This window comes from Bacillus sp. Bwzl_19 (assembly GCF_054900515.1).
Genome location: NZ_CM142729.1, coordinates 2449800 through 2467423, shown reverse-complemented (window position 1 = coordinate 2467423; position 17624 = coordinate 2449800). Strand labels below are relative to the sequence as shown.

The following is a 17624-nucleotide window of genomic DNA, read 5'->3' as shown; positions in this document are numbered from 1 at the left end:
AAAGGAGGATGCATGATGGAAGAGAAGCTTAAACAGCTCGAACTGGAAGCTGCAGAAAAAGTAGAAGCGGCTGGTTCATTAAAAGAAGTTAACGATATTCGGGTGCAATATCTCGGAAAAAAAGGGCCGATTACAGAAGTTCTCCGCGGCATGGGCAAACTGTCCGCCGAAGAGCGCCCGAAAATGGGAGCCCTCGCCAATGAAGTGAGAGAGCGCATTGCAGCAGCCATAACGGCGAAAAATGAACAGCTTGAACAAGAAGAGATGAATAAAAAACTCAGCAGTCAGACGATTGATGTCACATTGCCTGGCAGTCCGGTAAACATCGGCGGACGCCATCCGCTGACGGTCGTTATTGAAGAAATTGAAGATTTATTTATCGGTATGGGATATACCGTAGAAGAAGGCCCTGAAGTGGAAACGGATTATTATAACTTCGAAGCGCTGAATCTGCCGAAGGAACATCCGGCCCGCGACATGCAGGACAGCTTTTACATTACAGAAGAAATGCTGATGAGAACGCAGACGTCACCGGTGCAGACACGCACGATGGAAAAACATAAAGGAAAAGGCCCCGTCAAAATCATTTGTCCCGGTAAAGTGTATCGCCGTGACAACGATGACGCGACACATTCCCATCAGTTCATGCAGATCGAGGGTCTCGTCGTGGACCGCAAAATCAGCATGAGCGACCTGAAAGGCACGCTTGAATTGGTCGCGAAAAAAATGTTCGGCCAAGACCGTGAAATCAGGCTCCGTCCGAGCTTCTTCCCATTCACAGAGCCTTCTGTCGAAGTGGATGTGACCTGCTTTAAGTGCGGCGGACAAGGCTGCTCCGTCTGCAAAAAAACAGGCTGGATCGAAATTCTCGGCGCCGGCATGGTTCACCCGAACGTGCTGAAAATGGCCGGGTTCAATCCTGAAGAGTACCAGGGTTTTGCTTTCGGAATGGGTGTTGAACGTATCGCGATGCTGAAATACGGCATTGAAGATATCCGCCATTTCTATACCAATGATGTCAGATTCATTTCGCAGTTTAAACAGGCGTAAGAGGAGGATACACATGTTTGTTTCTTATAAATGGTTAGAAGATTACGTTGACTTGCAGGGAATCGACCCGGCCGTGCTTGCAGAAAAAATTACAAGAGCCGGTATTGAAGTTGAAGGTATCGAGTATAAAGGGGAAGGCGTAAAAGGCGTTGTCATCGGACACGTGCTTGAACGTGAACAGCACCCGAATGCCGACAAACTCAACAAATGCCTTGTCGATATCGGTGCGGAGGAACCCGTGCAGATTATCTGCGGCGCCCCGAATGTTGATAAAGGACAGAAGGTTGCCGTTGCAACGGTCGGAGCCGTGCTTCCCGGCAATTTCAAAATTAAAAAAGCCAAGCTTCGCGGCGAGGCATCTCACGGCATGATCTGTTCCCTTCAGGAGCTCGGCATTGAAAGCAAGCTCGTGGCGAAAGAATATGCGGAAGGCATTTTCGTGTTTCCGAATGATGCTGAAACGGGAGCTGACGCAATGGCGGCCCTTCAGCTTGACGATGCGATTTTAGAATTGGGCTTAACGCCGAACCGCGCCGACGCGATGAACATGCTTGGCGTAGCTTATGAAGTCGCGGCTATCCTTGGCGCAGAGGTAAAGCTTCCGGAGACTTCATATGAAACAGCGGCAGAAAAAGCGGCGGACGCTGTTTCCGTCAAGATTGAAGATACGCAGGCCAACCCGCATTACGCCGCGAAAATCATTAAAAACGTCAAAATCGGCCCGTCACCGCTTTGGATGCAGACGAAGCTGATGAATGCAGGCATCCGCCCGCATAATAACGTCGTGGACATTACAAACTTCGTCCTGCTTGAATACGGCCAGCCGCTTCACGCTTTCGATTACGACCGGTTCGGTTCAAAAGAGGTCGTTGTCAGAAAAGCGGCGGAAAACGAAACCATCGTGACGCTCGATGAACAGGAGCGCAAGCTGTCAAGCAGCCATTTGGTCATCACAAACGGAAAAAAGGGGCAAGCAGTCGCGGGAGTTATGGGCGGAGCCGAGTCTGAAGTCCGTGAAGACACCACCTCGATTTTACTGGAAGCCGCTTATTTCGACGGACAGACCGTCCGCAAAGCGTCGAGAGACCTCGGGCTGAGAAGCGAAGCGAGCGCCAGATATGAAAAAGGCATTGACCCGGCACGCGTTCTGCTTGCAGCTGAACGGGCCTGCAGCCTCATTCAGGCGTATGCAGGCGGAGAAGTGCTGTCAGGCACGGTTGAAGAAAACCATCTGAAAATCGAAGCGAACAACATTCACGTGTCAGTTGAAAAAGTGAACGCCGTGCTCGGCATGACAATCGCTAAGGAAGAAATCATCAGCATTTACAAGCGGCTCGGTTTTGCAGTCGGTGAAGCTGAAGACGTTCTCGTTGTAACGGTGCCGTCACGCCGCGGAGATATTAAAATCGAAGAAGACCTGATTGAAGAAGCGGCAAGATTATACGGGTATGACAATATTCCGTCCACGCTTCCGGAAACGGCCGGCACGACAGGCGGCTTGACCCCGTATCAGGCAAAACGCCGGAAAGTGAGACGTTTCCTTGAAGGAGCGGGTCTTTCTCAAGCGACCACTTATTCATTGACTAATGATAAAAAAGCGGCCGCTTTTGCGATCGAAAAATCATTCAACACGATGCTGGCTCTGCCGATGAGCGAAGAAAGAAGCATTCTCAGACACAGCCTCGTGCCGAATCTGCTTGAAGCTGTTTCATACAACCTGGCCAGACAGACTGATTCCGTTGCTTTATACGAAACGGGTTCTGTATTTCTGACGAAGGAAGAAAATACAAAACCTGTTGAAAAAGAACGGGTTGCCGGAGCTGTAACCGGATTATGGCGCAAAAACTTATGGCAGGGTGAGAAAAAGCCGGTTGATTTCTTCGTTGTCAAAGGTATCGTTGAAGGCCTGCTGCATCAATTGAATGTGTCAGACCGGATTGAATTTGTCCAGTCAGAACGCAAAAACATGCATCCCGGCCGGACCGCAAACATTCTTTTGAACGGCTCACTTGCCGGATTTATCGGACAGGTGCACCCGGCAATGGAAAAAGAGCTGGATATCAAAGAAACGTATGTGTTCGAGCTTGATCTGCACGCGCTTCTGACCGAAGAAACAGAACCTCTCGTGTACACGGCGATTCCGAAATACCCGTCCGTCACGCGTGACATCGCGCTTGTTGCAGATAAAACCGTTACAAGCGGACAGCTCGAAGCCGTTATCAAAGATGCCGGCGGCGCGCTGTTGAAAGAAGTCACCGTCTTCGATGTGTACGAAGGCGAGCATATGGAAGAGGGCAAAAAATCCGTCGCCTTCTCGCTTCAATATGTTAATCCTGAACAAACATTGACAGAAGAAGAAGTGACAAAAGTCCATGAAAACGTGCTGAAGGCGTTGGAAGAAACGTATCAGGCCGTATTAAGAGGCTAAAGAAAAAAGCTTGCAGATCACTCTGCAAGCTTTTTTTTATTATGACCGCTTCCGTTCGACAAGACGCTTCGCCTTTTGCGTATTGGCAAAATGAAGTTTGGTGAATGTTCTGAGCGCATCTTCTCCCTTATTGATGATCAGCTTGGCGGCAGCTTCATCGACGTGCGGCCCCGCGCCTTTGGGGATCGTCATCCCGGCTTCACGGGAAAGCTTATCCATTTCAAGTAAGAAAGAATATCGCGCGATGATAGAGGCTGCGGCGACGGAAAGGTGTATGCTTTCCGCCTTCGTGCTGAAAAACGTTTTTTCTTTTACGATATCCCGCCCGGAAAGATGCTTAAAATAAATGCCAGGCTCTGCGAATTGGTCAATCAGAATCGCTTCCGGTTTGACGCCGTTCATTTTTTTCAGCAGGTTGGAAATCGCCTGATTATGAAGGAGCGCCTTCATTTTTCCTTGACTCATGCCTTTTTCCTGCATCTGATTGTATTTTTCGTTTTTTAACACAAGCAGGCTGTAGGGAATGGTTTTAATTAACAGTTTGGCGATTTCAATAATCTGCGGATCTTTTAAATCCTTCGAATCCTTGACGCCCAGTTCTTTCATTAAAGAAAGCTTTGTTTTGTCGGCGTAGGCGCAGGCAACCGTTATCGGCCCGAAATAATCGCCTGTTCCGACCTCATCTGAGCCGATCACCGACATGGACGCAATGCCCGCCGGGGGAGCGTAGATCGGATCGGCCGCTTTTTTGACGGTTTTCTTTGCCTTCGGCGCCTCAGCCGTTCCCCAGCGGGCCGCTTCTGTGCCGGCGTTTCTTCCTTGAAAGAGAACCTTGCCCGAACGGTAGGCTGTAATGGTACAGCCCGGAGGCTTAGCCTGGAAGACGGCGCCCTGCGGAACGGCGGAAGTAAGGGAGCCGGCATAGGAATGTTTCATTTGTTCTATAGCGGAAGCGGATACTTTTATAACAGAATGGGACACGATATAATCTCCTTTTTTGGCACTTTTCACTGTATATACCAGTGTATCATAACAGCCCGAGGCTCGTCTTTCCATTCAAACGATAATCGTGGTATGATAGGAACTAGGATTCTCGCGGAATGGAGGAGAAACGTTGTCTGACGGCAAAAAAACCAAAACGACAGTTAACATTTACGGCCAGCACTTCACCATTATCGGGGAAGAAAGCAAAGCGCACATGCGTCATGTGGCCGGAATGGTTGATGATAAAATGAGAGAAATCAACGAGAAAAATCCATATCTTGATATAAATAAGCTCGCTGTTTTGACTGCGGTCAATGTCGTGCATGATTATATGAAACTGCAAGAAAAATATGAAATACTGGAGCGGCAGCTTAAAGAAAAGGAATGAACACCATATGATAGATATCATCATCTTAGTTTTGCTCTTGATGGGCACATTGCTTGGATTGAAGAGAGGATTTATCCTCCAATTTATATATTTAACGAGTTTTATCCTTTCGATTGCGTTTGCGGCGCTTTTTTACAAAAACCTTGCGCCGCATTTGAGCTTTATACCTGCGCCTGATTTTTCCGGCGGCCAGGCGGCTCTTTCTTTTATTAATGGAAACGTAGAGACGGCTTATTACAATGCGATCGCGTTTGTCATTTTGTTTATCATCGCAAAGATTCTGCTCCGGATTATCGGAGCGGCCCTTAATATCATCGCCAGCATTCCGGTCATTAAACAGATCAACAAACTGCTTGGCGGGGTGCTCGGGTTTCTGGAAGTCTATCTATTTGCGTTTATCCTGTTATACGTCGCATCCGTACTGCCTGTAAGCGCGCTTCAAGATATGCTCGCACAATCAACGCTTGCGGATATCATCACACATCATACGCCGTATCTGTCAGGGCTTCTGCAAGAACTGTGGGCCCAGTACGGGGCATAAAAAACTTCTCTTGACCGGAGAAGTTTTTTTCAAGCTCTGCGTCAGTTGTGCAGGAGGAGAAAAATTTGTATGATGAAAAGCAGGAAACGACTGGGGGTTAACAGTATGCATAAAAAAGATATTATCAGGCTGCTTGAAACGATTGCGGTCTATATGGAACTGAAAGGGGACAACCCGTTTAAAATATCAGCCTTCCGAAAAGCGGCAGCGGCGCTTGAGCAGGATGACCGCAGCCTGTCGGAAATCGACGACATGATGTCTTTATCCGGCATCGGAAAAGGCACTTATAGCGTCATTCGTGAATATATGCAGGAAGGCGTGTCCGGCACGCTTCTCCAATTGCAGAAAGAAGTCCCTGAAGGCTTGGTTCCTTTGTTGAAGCTTCCGGGCCTCGGCGGCAAGAAAATCGCCAAGCTGTATCAAGAGCTGGGCGTTCATGACGCGGAATCGCTGAAAGAAGCATGCGAGCAGCAAAAAGTACAGGGCCTCGCCGGTTTCGGCAAAAAAACAGAGGAGAAAATCCTCCAGGCTCTCGGAGAAGCCGGAAAACAGCCTGAACGTTTTCCGATCGGCTATGCGCTCAGCATTGCTTCAGTGATTGAAGAACATTTGGCCGGGCTGACGGATATTCAGAAATATTCCCGTGCCGGCAGTCTCAGAAGAGCGCGGGAAACCGTAAAAGATCTGGATTACATTATCGCCACAGATCACCCGGCGGCTGTCAGAGACCAGCTTCTGTCCCTGCCGAACGTAAAAGACGTGATAGCGAGCGGGGATACAAAGGTATCAGTCATCCTGACCTTTGAATATGAGACGAGTGTGGATTTCCGGCTTGTGACAGAGGAGCAGTTTGCGACCACACTGCATCATTTTACGGGCTCCAAAGATCACAACATTAGAATGCGCCAGCTGGCAAAAGAGCGCGGTGAACGGATCAGCGAATACGGGGTTGAAACGATAGAAACGGGAGAAGTCAAAACTTTCCCGAGCGAAGAAGCCTTTTACGCCCACTTCGGTCTGCCGTTTATTCCTCCGGAGCTCAGAGAAAGCGGGCAGGAGGTCGACACGTATCGGGAAGAAACGGACCTTGTGGAGCAAAAAGAGATAAAAGGCGATCTCCATATGCACTCAGCTTGGAGTGACGGCGCTTTTTCTATCAGGGAAATGGCAGAAGCGTGTATGGCAAAAGGTTATCAGTACATGGCGATCACCGATCATTCCCAATATTTAAAGGTGGCCAATGGGTTAACGGCCGAACGGCTCAGAAAACAAGCGGAAGAAATTGACGCGTTGAACGCCGAGTTTGAAAACTTCCATATCTTTAAAGGCGTGGAAATGGACATTCTCCCCGACGGCTCACTTGATTATGATGACAGTGTCCTGTCTGAAATGGATCTTGTCATCGCGTCTATTCATTCAAGCTTCAGCCAGCCGGAACATGTCATTATGAAACGGCTTGAACAGGCGCTGACGAATAAGCACGTGGATATTATCGCCCACCCGACGGGACGGCTGATCGGAAGACGGGCCGGCTATGAAGTCGACATCGACATGCTGATTGAACTCGCCGCCAAAACAAATACGGCGCTTGAACTGAATGCAAACCCCGCGCGCCTCGATTTACGGACTGAGCATCTGATCAAAGCAAACGAAAAAGGCGTGACTTTGGTCATTAATACGGATGCCCATAATATAGAGATGCTCGATGACATGAAAACGGGCGTGACCGCTGCGCGCAAAGGCTGGACAGAAACAAAGAATGTTTTAAACGCCCGGCCGCTACATGAGGTCAAAGCATTTCTGACGCGCAATGATTAAGTAAGGAGGACCACAAAACCGTGCAGCAAAAAGTGTTATCATCACTTGAATTTCATAAAGTAAAAGAACAGATTACCGCACATGCCGCCTCATCGCTCGGCCGGGAAAAGCTTCTGCAGCTGAAGCCTTTGACTGATCTCGCCGACATCCAAAAACAGCTGGATGAAGTCGAAGAAGCATCCGCGATCATGCGCTTAAGAGGCCATGCTCCGTTCGGCGGTCTGACCGATATAAGATCGGCTTTGCGTCGGGCGGAAATCGGCAGCGTGCTGACCCCGGCGGAATTCACCGAATTGTCCGGGCTGCTGTATGCCGTTAAGCAAATGAAGCACTTTATCAGTCAAATGACAGAAGACGGCGTCAGCATTCCGCTGATCCAGGCCCATGCAGAAGAGCTGATTACATTGGGCGATTTGGAAAGGGAGATTAATTCCTGCATTGATGATCACGGCGAAGTGCTTGATCATGCATCTCCCGCTTTAAGAGGAATCCGCACGCAGCTCAGAACGCTTGAATCAAGAGTGAGAGACCGGCTTGAATCGATGCTGCGTTCATCTTCCGCTTCAAAAATGCTGTCTGACACGATCGTTACGATTCGGAATGACCGCTTTGTCATTCCGGTCAAACAGGAATACAGATCAAGCTACGGCGGGATCGTGCATGATACTTCTTCATCAGGTGCGACGCTGTTTATTGAACCGCAGGCGATCGTCGATATGAACAACTCGCTTCAGCAGGCGAAGGTGAAAGAAAAACAGGAAATCGAACGGATTCTCCGGATGCTGACGGAGCATACGGCTGAACACACACAAGAGATTGTTCAAAATGTGGAAGTGCTGCAGACGCTGGATTTCATTTTCGCAAAAGCGAGATACGCAAAAGCGATGAAGGCGACAAAACCGTTTATGAACGGAGACGGCTTTATCCGTCTGAAAAAAGCGCGCCATCCGCTGCTGCCTCAAGATCAAGTCGTGGCCAACGACATTGAACTGGGCGGAGATTATACGACGATCGTTATCACGGGTCCGAATACGGGCGGTAAAACCGTTACGTTAAAAACGCTCGGGCTGCTGACGATAATGGCGCAGGCAGGACTGCACATACCGGCTGATGAAGGATCGGAAGCCGCCGTATTTGATCATGTTTTTGCCGATATCGGTGATGAACAGTCGATCGAACAAAGCCTGAGTACGTTCTCATCCCACATGGTCAATATCGTCAGTATTTTAAAAGACGTGTCCGAAAACAGTCTTGTGCTGTTTGATGAACTCGGTGCCGGAACAGACCCGCAGGAAGGGGCGGCGCTTGCCATGAGCATTCTTGACGAAGTCCACCGCACAAACGCCAGAGTGCTTGCGACAACCCATTATCCGGAGCTGAAAGCATACGGTTATAACAGACAAGGCGTCATGAATGCAAGCGTTGAATTTGATATTGAAACGCTTTCGCCGACCTACAAGCTCCTGATCGGAGTGCCGGGCCGAAGCAACGCTTTTGAAATCTCAAGACGCCTCGGCCTGCCGGAGCATATCATCGGCCAGGCGAAGTCAGAAATGACCGCCGAACACAATGAAGTCGATCTGATGATCGCGTCACTTGAAAAAAGTAAAAAAAGAGCGGATGAAGAGCTTTCTGAAACCGAATCAATCCGAAAAGAAGCAGAAAAACTGCATAAAGAGCTGCAGCAGCAAATCATTGAGCTGAATGCTCAGAAAGACAAACTGATGGAAGAAGCCGAACAAAAAGCAGCGGAAAAACTGGAAGACGCCGCAAAAGAAGCGGAACAGATCATTCGCGAGCTCCGGTCTATCAAGCAAGAACACAGATCCTTTAAGGAACACGAGCTGATTGATGCCAAAAAACGTCTCGGAGACGCGATGCCGGCTTTTGAAAAATCAAAGCAGCCGGAAAGAAAAACAGAGAAAAAACGCGAGCTGAAGCCGGGTGACGAAGTAAAGGTGCTCACATTCGGACAAAAAGGGGCGCTGCTTGAAAAAACCGGCGAGAAAGAATGGAATGTCCAAATCGGCATCCTTAAAATGAAGGTGAAGGAAAAAGATCTTGAGTTTCTCAAGTCCGCTCCTGAACCGAAAAAAGAAAAAGCCATCACCGCCGTAAAAGGGAAGGATTATCACGTGTCCCTTGAACTTGACCTGCGGGGAGAGCGTTACGAAAATGCCCTCAGCCGCGTCGAAAAGTATTTAGATGACGCGGTGCTTGCCGGCTATCCGAGAGTGTCCATCATTCACGGAAAAGGCACGGGCGCCCTCCGAAAAGGGGTGCAGGATCTTCTGAAAAACCACCGCAGCGTAAAAAGCTCGCGGTTCGGGGAAGCGGGAGAAGGAGGATCAGGCGTAACGATTGTCGAACTAAAATAAAAAGGGAGTAAACGTCATGAATGCTTTTTGGGAAAATGAGCTTGTTGAAATCGCGGCTTATTACAGTGTAGCCGTTTTGTGTCTTGTCATTTTTCTGACCGTGTTTGAATTGGTAACATCCTATAAAAACTGGGTGGAAATTCAAAAAGGCAATCTTGCGGTTGCAATGGCGACCGGAGGGAAAATTCTCGGGATCGCAAATGTCTTTCAGCACAGCATCGCCCAGCATAATTCGCTGCTGCAAATGATCGGCTGGGGCGTATACGGATTTATTATGCTTTTAATCAGCTATTTTATCTTTGAATTTCTGACGCCCCGGTTTAAAATTGATAAAGAAATTGAAAAAGATAACAGAGCTGTCGGCTTTATTTCATTTGTCATCTCAGTCGGCCTGTCATTTGTGGTGGCCGCCGGGATTTAAGGGGACGGGGAAAAATGGAGAAGCTTGCGAAAGTGCTGCTGTCGGCAGCGGGAATTTTTCTGTTCATCGGACTTATTTATCTGGTCATGACATCTTAATACTGAAAAAAGGCTGCCGAACTAAACCCGGCGGCCTTTTTTATTGAGAAAACCAGTTTATGCAGGTCGTATCAGAGCAAATGACGGCTTCCCAATTCATGGCGCGGACTACAGACGGCATGTCTTGATCTTCCATGAGAAAGAGTGTCGTGAAAGAATCATACATACTCAAAAAAGCGGCGCGGCGCTTTTCATCGGCAATGATCATGTCGGCCTGCAGCAGTCCGCATACATCCAAAGGCGCCGTTTGATTGAGCGAAAATATACCTTTCTCTTCGACCGGCTCATAATAAATGCAGCGCTCAATGCCTTTTGAACGGAACACGTCTAAGAGCCCCGGAATCAAAAATGGCGAAGTGACATCATCGCTCGGCAAGTACAGATCCGCAGGATAAAGCCGATTAAGCAGCTCGGCGGATTCAGGCTGTGCATATTCATCCCGCAGCGCCATGACAGCGGTCATAAGCGCAAGCGCGGTCTCTTTTTCAGAGCGCAGTCCGCAAATGGTCATGACGGTATTCCAGGAAACGGGTCTGCCCATTGTGATGATCTCCTCATCGCTCGGATAAATATGTTCAAAAGGCCGCTTGCGCTTTTGCTCTTCCCACCCATCCGGCATTCGGACAAAGGGATGAAACAAAAAGGCGGCTGAAGTAAACGGCTTCGGCAGCTGGCGCAGAATAGGAACTCCCTCTTCAAAATGCATCGTTTCCAGCAAAGACAACACCTCCTGAACGTCAAAATTCACATGAAACGCTTTCCAATTCCAATCAGCCTTCTGCTATAATAATAGCGTATAGGAAAAACAGAAGGGAGAGGTTTTATGCAGTCTGAAAAGCCATGGCTTTCTCAATATCCCGAAGAGATTCCGCATGAGCTTGAATTTACCGATCAAACCCTGCCATCCAATCTGACAAACTCCGCAGCTCAATTCCCAAACCATACCGCCATTTATTTTCTCGGAAAAAAACTCACATTCCAAGACGTTCTCACAGATTCATTAAAGCTTGCCGCTTTTTTACGCAAAACAGGTCTGAAAAAAGGTGACAGAGCGGCCATTATGCTGCCCAATTGTCCGCAGTCGGTCATCGCTTTTTACGGTGTATTGTTTGCCGGCGGCATTGTTGTTCAAACCAATCCTCTCTACACGGAACACGAGCTTGAGTATCAGCTGAAAGACAGTGCGCCGCGTGTGATCATCACCCTCGATATGCTGTTTCCGAAGGTGATAAAAATGAAAACGTTGTCAATCGTCGAGCGCATTATTACAACCAGTATCAAAGACTTTTTGCCGTTTCCGAAAAATATGCTTTATACGCTCACCCAAAAACAACAGGTGCATATTGATTATGACGGCCACGAACAGATTCACAGCTTAGCGGACATCTTAAAAGAAGAAAAAGCCGAGGAAGCGGAGCTATCGGATATTGACCCTGCGCATGACATTGCCGTGCTTCAATACACGGGCGGAACAACCGGCTATCCGAAAGGCGTCATGCTCACGCACCGGAACATTCAGGCCAATACAGAAATGTGCGCCGCCTGGATGTACAAAATGAAAAAGGGAGCCGAAAAGGTGCTCGGCATCGTACCTTTTTTTCATGTGTACGGATTAACCGCCGTGCTCAATTTTTCCATCATGCAGGGGTGTGAAATGATCCTTCTTCCTAAATTTAATCCCTTGGACACCCTAAAAACAATCGACAGGCTGAAGCCGACGGTTTTTCCGGGGGCACCGACGATTTACATCGGCATTTTGCATCATCCTGAACTGAACAAATATGATCTCTCGTCCATCAAAAGCTGTCCGAGCGGTTCTGCTGCTCTGCCGGTCGAAGTCAAACAGAAATTTGAAAAAGTGACCGGGGGAAAGCTTGTGGAAGGCTACGGGTTATCTGAGGCATCACCGGTTACTCATTCAAACTTCATTTGGGGAAAAAATAAACCCGGCAGCATCGGCTGTCCTTGGCCCAATACCGATGCCGGAATATATTCAGAAGAAAAAGACGGGCTTGCGGAGCCGTATGAACACGGCGAGCTGATCGTAAAAGGCCCGCAGGTTATGAAAGGCTATTGGAACAAACAAGAGGAGACGGCGCGTGTCATCAGAGACGGCTGGCTGTTTACCGGTGATATGGGTTACATGGATGAGGAAGGGTTTTTCTACATCGCCGACAGGAAAAAAGACATCATCATTGCCGGCGGATACAACATTTACCCGCGAGAGGTGGAAGAGGCGCTGTATGAGCACGAAGCCGTTCAGGAAATCGTCGTAGCGGGCGTGCCGGACTCCTACAGAGGGGAAACGGTGAAAGCATTTATCGTCTTGAAAAAAGGGGCCGAGACAGATGCCGATGAGCTTGACGCATTTGCAAGAGAGCGGCTTGCGCCGTACAAAGTCCCGAAGCTTTACGAATTCAGAAAAGAGCTTCCGAAAACGGCCGTAGGAAAAATATTGAGAAGACGCTTAGTCGAAGAGACAGATGCTTCCCGTGAAAACAAAGTGCCTTAAAAGAAAAACTTGACAAAACCCGGATTCCTTTTTATCATGAAGTTATGAATGAATAGTCATTCATTTTTATTGAAGGAAGGAACGATGACATTGAACCAAAAACGGCCAAAGTATATGCAGATCATTGATGCAGCAGTAGAAGTCATAGCGGAAAACGGCTATCACCAATCACAGGTATCCAAAATCGCCAAGCAGGCCGGCGTTGCGGACGGCACCATCTATTTATATTTCAAAAACAAAGAGGATATACTCATTTCTCTTTTTAAAGAAAAGATGGGCCAGTTCATTGAACGCATGGAAGAAGAAGTGAAAGAAAAAACGACGGCAAAAGAAAAACTCGCTCTCGTCATTAAGCAGCATTTCACACTGCTCGGCAATGACCGCCACCTCGCGATTGTGACCCAGCTTGAGCTCAGACAGTCGAATATCAAGCTGCGCCTGAAAATCAATGACATTTTAAAAGGTTATTTAAACATGCTCGACACCATTTTGACCGAAGGAATTGAGTCGGGCGAATGGAAAGACAATCTCGACGTCCGCCTCGCCCGGCAGATGATATTCGGGACGATAGATGAAACAGTGACAACGTGGGTGATGAACGATCAGAAATATGATCTTCCGGATTTGTCAGACAAGGTATTGGAACTGTTGGTGTCAGGGATTCATCAAAACTAAAGGGGGTTGACGGATGAACAGCCTTTCAGTGGCGGTAGAACAATCTATCGCGGTGATCACCATTGATCATCAGCCGGCCAACGCGCTGTCCGGTGCGATTTTAGACGAATTGTCCGGTCTGTTCGACCGGTATGAAACAGATGACAGCGTCAGAAGCATCATCATTCGCGGTGAGGGGAAATTTTTCTCGGCGGGCGCCGATATAAAGGAATTTACGTCGCTTGAAAATCTTGAGCAGTCTTCTGCCATGGCGGATAAAGGCCAGCAGCTGATGGAAAAAATTGAAGGGTTTCCGAAGCCTGTTATCGCAGCGATTCACGGCGCTGCGCTTGGCGGCGGTCTGGAGCTTGCCATGGCCTGTCATATCAGAATCGCTACATTGGATGCAAAGCTCGGCCTGCCCGAGCTGAATCTCGGCATTATCCCGGGCTTTGCCGGGACGCAGCGTCTGCCCCGGTACGTCGGCACGGCGAAAGCGCTTGAAATGATCGGCACGTCAGAACCTGTGACCGGAAAAGAAGCGCTCAGCCTCGGGCTTGTCACCATAGGCGCCGAAAATGAGGAAGAGCTGCTGCAAAAGGCGAAAACACTCGCAGGCAAGTTTGCGGAAAAAAGCCCGCAGTCGATGGCTTCCCTGCTTGAGCTCCTTTATACAAACAAGGTTTATTCTTATGACGGCGGCTTAAAGCTTGAAGCAAAGCGCTTTGGGGAAGCATTTGCATCAGATGACGCAAAAGAAGGCATTCAGGCATTTCTCGAAAAAAGAAAGCCTCAATTCGGTGGGCGAAGATAAAGGGGATAAGAATATGAATCTATTTGTACTGATGAAACGGACGTTTGACACAGAAGAGAAAATCGTCATTGAAGCAGGAAAGATTCAGGAGGACGGAGCCGAATTTATCATTAATCCGTATGATGAATACGCCATTGAAGAAGCCATTCAGCTGAAAGAAGAGCACGGCGGAACCGTTACCGCCGTAACCGTCGGCGGAGAGGACGCGGAGAAAGAACTGCGAACAGCTCTTGCGATGGGCTGCGACCAGGCGGTGTTAATCAATATTGAAGATGACCTGAGCGATCCTGACCAATATTCCATTTCAACGATCTTATATCACTATTTCAAAGATCAGGAATATGATCTGATTCTCGGCGGAAATGTGGCGATCGACGGCGGCTCCGGCCAAGTGGCGCCAAGACTTGCCGAACTGTTAAACATTCCTTGCATCACAACGATTACAAAATTGACAATCAGCGGCGATGAAGCTGTTGCAGAGAAAGACAATGAAGGGGATACCGAAATCATTAAAACTTCTCTTCCTTTGGTCATCACGGCGCAGCAAGGATTAAACGAGCCGCGTTATCCGTCGCTTCCGGGCATTATGAAGGCGAAGAAAAAACCGCTGGAAGAACTTGAGCTCGATGACCTTGACATTGATGAGGACGATGCTGCTCCGAAGCTCAAAACAATCGAACGTTTTCTGCCGCCGCAAAAAGAAGCGGGCAAACTGATCGAAGGAGAAGCCGCCGAGCAGGCGAAAGAGCTTGTATCATTGCTGAGAAAAGAAGCCAAAGTCGTATAAACTGATATTAAAGAAACTGGGGGATGTCAGAATGGGAAAAAAAGTGATCGTACTCGGAGAAATTCGTGACGGCGCCTTACGGAACGTCACCTTTGAAGCTATAGCCGCAGGCAAAACCATTTCCGGCGGAGGAGATGTAATCGGCGTGCTGATGGGAAAAGGCGCGGCTGATGCAGCACCAGAACTCATTCACTACGGCGCCGACAAAGTATTTACGGCTGATACACCGGGGCTTTCTCAGTATACAGCAGACGGATATGCCGCGGTTCTCGGGGATCTGATCGAAAATGAAAAGCCTGATGCGGTCATTTTCGGCCACACTTCTATGGGAAAAGATTTGTCACCGAAGCTTGCGGCCCGATTTGAAACGGGATTGATTTCAGACAGTACGGATGTAAGCGTTACCGGGGACAACATCGTTTTTACAAGACCGATCTATTCCGGCAAAGCCTTTGAACAGGTGATTTCAACCGATCCTTTCATCTTGGCGACAATCCGTCCGAATAACATTCAGGCGTTAGAAAAAGACGCGAGCCGCACGGGTGATATTGAAGAGCTTGCGGCGCCGGCGGCAGATTTGCGGACGGTCATTGAAGAAGTAGTCAAAAAAACAGCGGACGGCGTGGATCTGTCAGAAGCGAAAATTATCGTTGCGGGCGGCCGCGGCGTCAAAAGCAAAGACGGGTTTGAACCGTTAAAAGAACTTGCCGAAGTGCTGGGAGCAGCGGTAGGCGCTTCGCGCGGCGCTTGCGACGCGGACTATTGTGACTATTCTCTTCAGATCGGCCAGACGGGAAAAGTCGTCACACCGGATTTGTATATTGCCTGCGGAATTTCCGGAGCGATTCAGCACTTGGCGGGAATGTCAAACAGTAAAGTCATCGTTGCCATTAACAAAGACCCGGAAGCGGAAATATTCAAAATAGCGGACTACGGAATTGTCGGCGATTTGTTCGAAGTGGTTCCGCTTCTGACTCAGGAATTTAAAAATGCCAATATTCATTCATAATCAAAACCCTCTGGATCTTTTGTCAGAGGGTTTTGCTTTGGGATAATTGGTTCGTACAAATTATACATTGATAAAATAACAGATTGACATGTCCGAACCAATGTAATAAGCTTTCTGTAAAGCGCTTACAAACTTATCCTTTCAGCATACATCCCAGATACAAAGATTGACTGTAGTGCTTTCATTCTTATTATGGGAAAGGAATGATCAAGTTTGTCTCACAATACGGCAGTTATTCAAACCGATATCACTAGAGCAGCCATTAACAAAAATATATACGGACATTTCGCGGAACACTTAGGAAGAGGTATATATGAGGGCATCTGGGTCGGAAAAGATTCCGATATCCCGAATACCGGCGGGATCAGGACAGATGTCGCTTCCGCTCTCAAAAAGCTTCAGATCCCCGTTCTCAGATGGCCCGGCGGCTGTTTTGCTGATGAATACCATTGGGCAAACGGCGTAGGGAAACGCAAAACAATGCTGAATACCCATTGGGGCGGGACGATTGATTCCAATGAATTCGGCACGCACGAATTTATGATGCTTTGTGAACTGCTCGGCTGCGAACCGTACATCGCCGGAAACGTCGGCAGCGGAACGGTTAAGGAAATGGCTGATTGGATTGAATACATGACATTTGAAGCAGGCACGCCGATGTCCGACTGGAGAAAGGAAAACGGGCGGGAAAAACCATGGAAGCTGAAATATTTCGGAATAGGAAATGAGAACTGGGGCTGCGGCGGAAACATGCATCCTGAGTATTATGCCGACCTTTACAGAAATTTTCAAACCTATGTCCGCAATTACAGCGGTAATGAAATCTATAAAATTGCCGGCGGCGCGAATGTCGACGATTACCGCTGGACCGAAACCTTAATGAAAAAAGCCGCAGATCTTATGGATGGGCTGAGCCTCCATTATTACACAATACCGGGCGACTTCTGGAAGGGAAAAGGATCAGCGACGGAGTTTACGGAAGATGAATGGTTCATCACGATGAAAAAAGCGGCGCATATGGATGAATTGATCACAAGGCACAGCGCCATCATGGATCAGTATGATCCGGAAAAAAGAGTCGGTCTGATCATTGATGAATGGGGCACATGGCTTGATCCTGAGCCCGGCACGAATCCGGGCTTTCTGTATCAGCAGAATACGATCCGCGACGCGCTTGTCGCCGCCACGCATTTTCACATTTTTCATCAGCACGCAGACCGCGTACAAATGGCCAATATCGCGCAAACCGTCAACGTGCTCAGGCAATGATCCTGACAGAAGGGAAACAGATGCTGTTGACGCCGACATATCATGTGTTTGATATGTTTAAGGTTCATCATGACGCTTCTCTTTTGGCATCAGAAACAAAAGCAGCAGGGTACGAATGGAAAGACGGCCGGCTCCCGCAGGTCAGCATTTCAGCGTCCAAACAGCAAAACGGCGACATACATATCAGCATTTGCAATATCGATCATCTGCAAAAAGCCGACGTGAAGATTGAGCTGCGGGGCATGAAAAAGACAGGGAAGCCTTCGGGAACGATTCTGCATGCGGAAAAAATGAATGCCCGCAATACATTCAGCAGCCCGGAAAACGTCAAACCGAAGCCGTTTTCCGGATTTACTCAAAAGGGCGGAAACCTTGAGGCCGAGCTTCCTCCGATGGCGGTAGTTTTAATTACGCTGCCTGCTGATCCATCTTAAGTTTTGAATGCCTGCTGATCGGTTATCATACACCATATA

At 48.4% G+C, this 17624-nt stretch carries 14 protein-coding genes and 1 pseudogene; 13 read left to right on the top strand and 2 right to left on the bottom strand.

Annotation, left to right across the window (positions count from 1 at the left end):
• The first annotated feature begins 15 nt into the window (after positions 1-15).
• Together pheS and pheT are read left to right on the top strand one after the other, a co-directional pair.
• Complete coding sequence (gene pheS / locus ACW5MY_RS13095) at positions 16-1050, top strand: phenylalanine--tRNA ligase subunit alpha (protein ID WP_014470804.1); 1035 nt, start codon at positions 16-18, stop codon at positions 1048-1050.
• 13 nt (positions 1051-1063) lie between these two features.
• Positions 1064-3478 (top strand): phenylalanine--tRNA ligase subunit beta, encoded by a 2415-nt coding sequence (gene pheT, locus ACW5MY_RS13090; protein ID WP_289393806.1) that lies wholly within the window; start codon positions 1064-1066, stop codon positions 3476-3478.
• A gap of 39 nt (positions 3479-3517) precedes the next feature.
• Here the strand turns inward: pheT and rnhC are convergent, their stop codons facing one another.
• Positions 3518-4459: a ribonuclease HIII gene (rnhC, locus tag ACW5MY_RS13085; protein WP_013353114.1), complete on the bottom strand. Its 942-nt coding sequence runs from the start codon at positions 4457-4459 to the stop codon at positions 3518-3520.
• A gap of 133 nt (positions 4460-4592) precedes the next feature.
• On the opposite strand from rnhC, the gene zapA reads away from it, so the two are divergent.
• The 5 genes from zapA (at position 4593) to ACW5MY_RS13060 (ending at position 10008) form a co-directional block, all read left to right on the top strand.
• Positions 4593-4850 (top strand): cell division protein ZapA, encoded by a 258-nt coding sequence (zapA, locus tag ACW5MY_RS13080; RefSeq protein WP_003152533.1) that lies wholly within the window; start codon positions 4593-4595, stop codon positions 4848-4850.
• A 7-nt stretch (positions 4851-4857) separates the two neighbouring features.
• Complete coding sequence (locus tag ACW5MY_RS13075) at positions 4858-5391, top strand: CvpA family protein (protein WP_013353113.1); 534 nt, start codon at positions 4858-4860, stop codon at positions 5389-5391.
• A 105-nt stretch (positions 5392-5496) separates the two neighbouring features.
• Positions 5497-7209 (top strand): DNA polymerase/3'-5' exonuclease PolX, encoded by a 1713-nt coding sequence (gene polX / locus ACW5MY_RS13070; RefSeq protein WP_038463272.1) that lies wholly within the window; start codon positions 5497-5499, stop codon positions 7207-7209.
• Positions 7210-7229: 20 nt separating this feature from the next.
• Entirely contained in the window at positions 7230-9587 is a 2358-nt protein-coding gene (locus ACW5MY_RS13065; RefSeq protein WP_061573714.1) for an endonuclease MutS2, read from the top strand.
• A 16-nt stretch (positions 9588-9603) separates the two neighbouring features.
• A complete protein-coding gene (locus tag ACW5MY_RS13060) occupies positions 9604-10008 on the top strand; it encodes a DUF350 domain-containing protein (protein ID WP_003152541.1) in 405 nt (134 codons plus the stop codon).
• 138 nt (positions 10009-10146) lie between these two features.
• On the opposite strand, the gene ACW5MY_RS13055 is transcribed toward ACW5MY_RS13060, so the two are convergent.
• A complete protein-coding gene (locus ACW5MY_RS13055) occupies positions 10147-10824 on the bottom strand; it encodes a DUF2711 family protein (RefSeq protein WP_041481662.1) in 678 nt (225 codons plus the stop codon).
• A gap of 105 nt (positions 10825-10929) precedes the next feature.
• Here ACW5MY_RS13055 and ACW5MY_RS13050 point away from each other — a divergent pair, with 105 nt between their 5' ends.
• The 6 genes and pseudogenes from ACW5MY_RS13050 to ACW5MY_RS13025 all read left to right on the top strand — a co-directional run bounded on the left by ACW5MY_RS13050 (position 10930) and on the right by ACW5MY_RS13025 (position 17585).
• Positions 10930-12618, top strand: coding sequence for an AMP-binding protein (locus ACW5MY_RS13050; protein WP_013353109.1), 1689 nt, complete (start codon positions 10930-10932; stop codon positions 12616-12618).
• A gap of 90 nt (positions 12619-12708) precedes the next feature.
• On the top strand, positions 12709-13293 hold the full coding sequence (locus ACW5MY_RS13045; protein WP_014470798.1) for a TetR/AcrR family transcriptional regulator: 585 nt from the start codon (positions 12709-12711) through the stop codon (positions 13291-13293).
• 13 nt (positions 13294-13306) lie between these two features.
• Positions 13307-14086, top strand: coding sequence for an enoyl-CoA hydratase (locus ACW5MY_RS13040; RefSeq protein ID WP_013353107.1), 780 nt, complete (start codon positions 13307-13309; stop codon positions 14084-14086).
• 13 nt (positions 14087-14099) lie between these two features.
• Positions 14100-14873, top strand: coding sequence for an electron transfer flavoprotein subunit beta/FixA family protein (locus ACW5MY_RS13035; protein ID WP_013353106.1), 774 nt, complete (start codon positions 14100-14102; stop codon positions 14871-14873).
• A 31-nt stretch (positions 14874-14904) separates the two neighbouring features.
• Positions 14905-15882 carry an electron transfer flavoprotein subunit alpha/FixB family protein gene (locus ACW5MY_RS13030; RefSeq protein WP_014470796.1) on the top strand — a complete coding sequence of 326 codons (978 nt, stop codon included), beginning with the start codon at positions 14905-14907 and terminating at the stop codon, positions 15880-15882.
• A 213-nt stretch (positions 15883-16095) separates the two neighbouring features.
• Positions 16096-17585: pseudogene (locus tag ACW5MY_RS13025) on the top strand (alpha-N-arabinofuranosidase).
• The last annotated feature ends 39 nt before the right edge of the window (positions 17586-17624 follow it).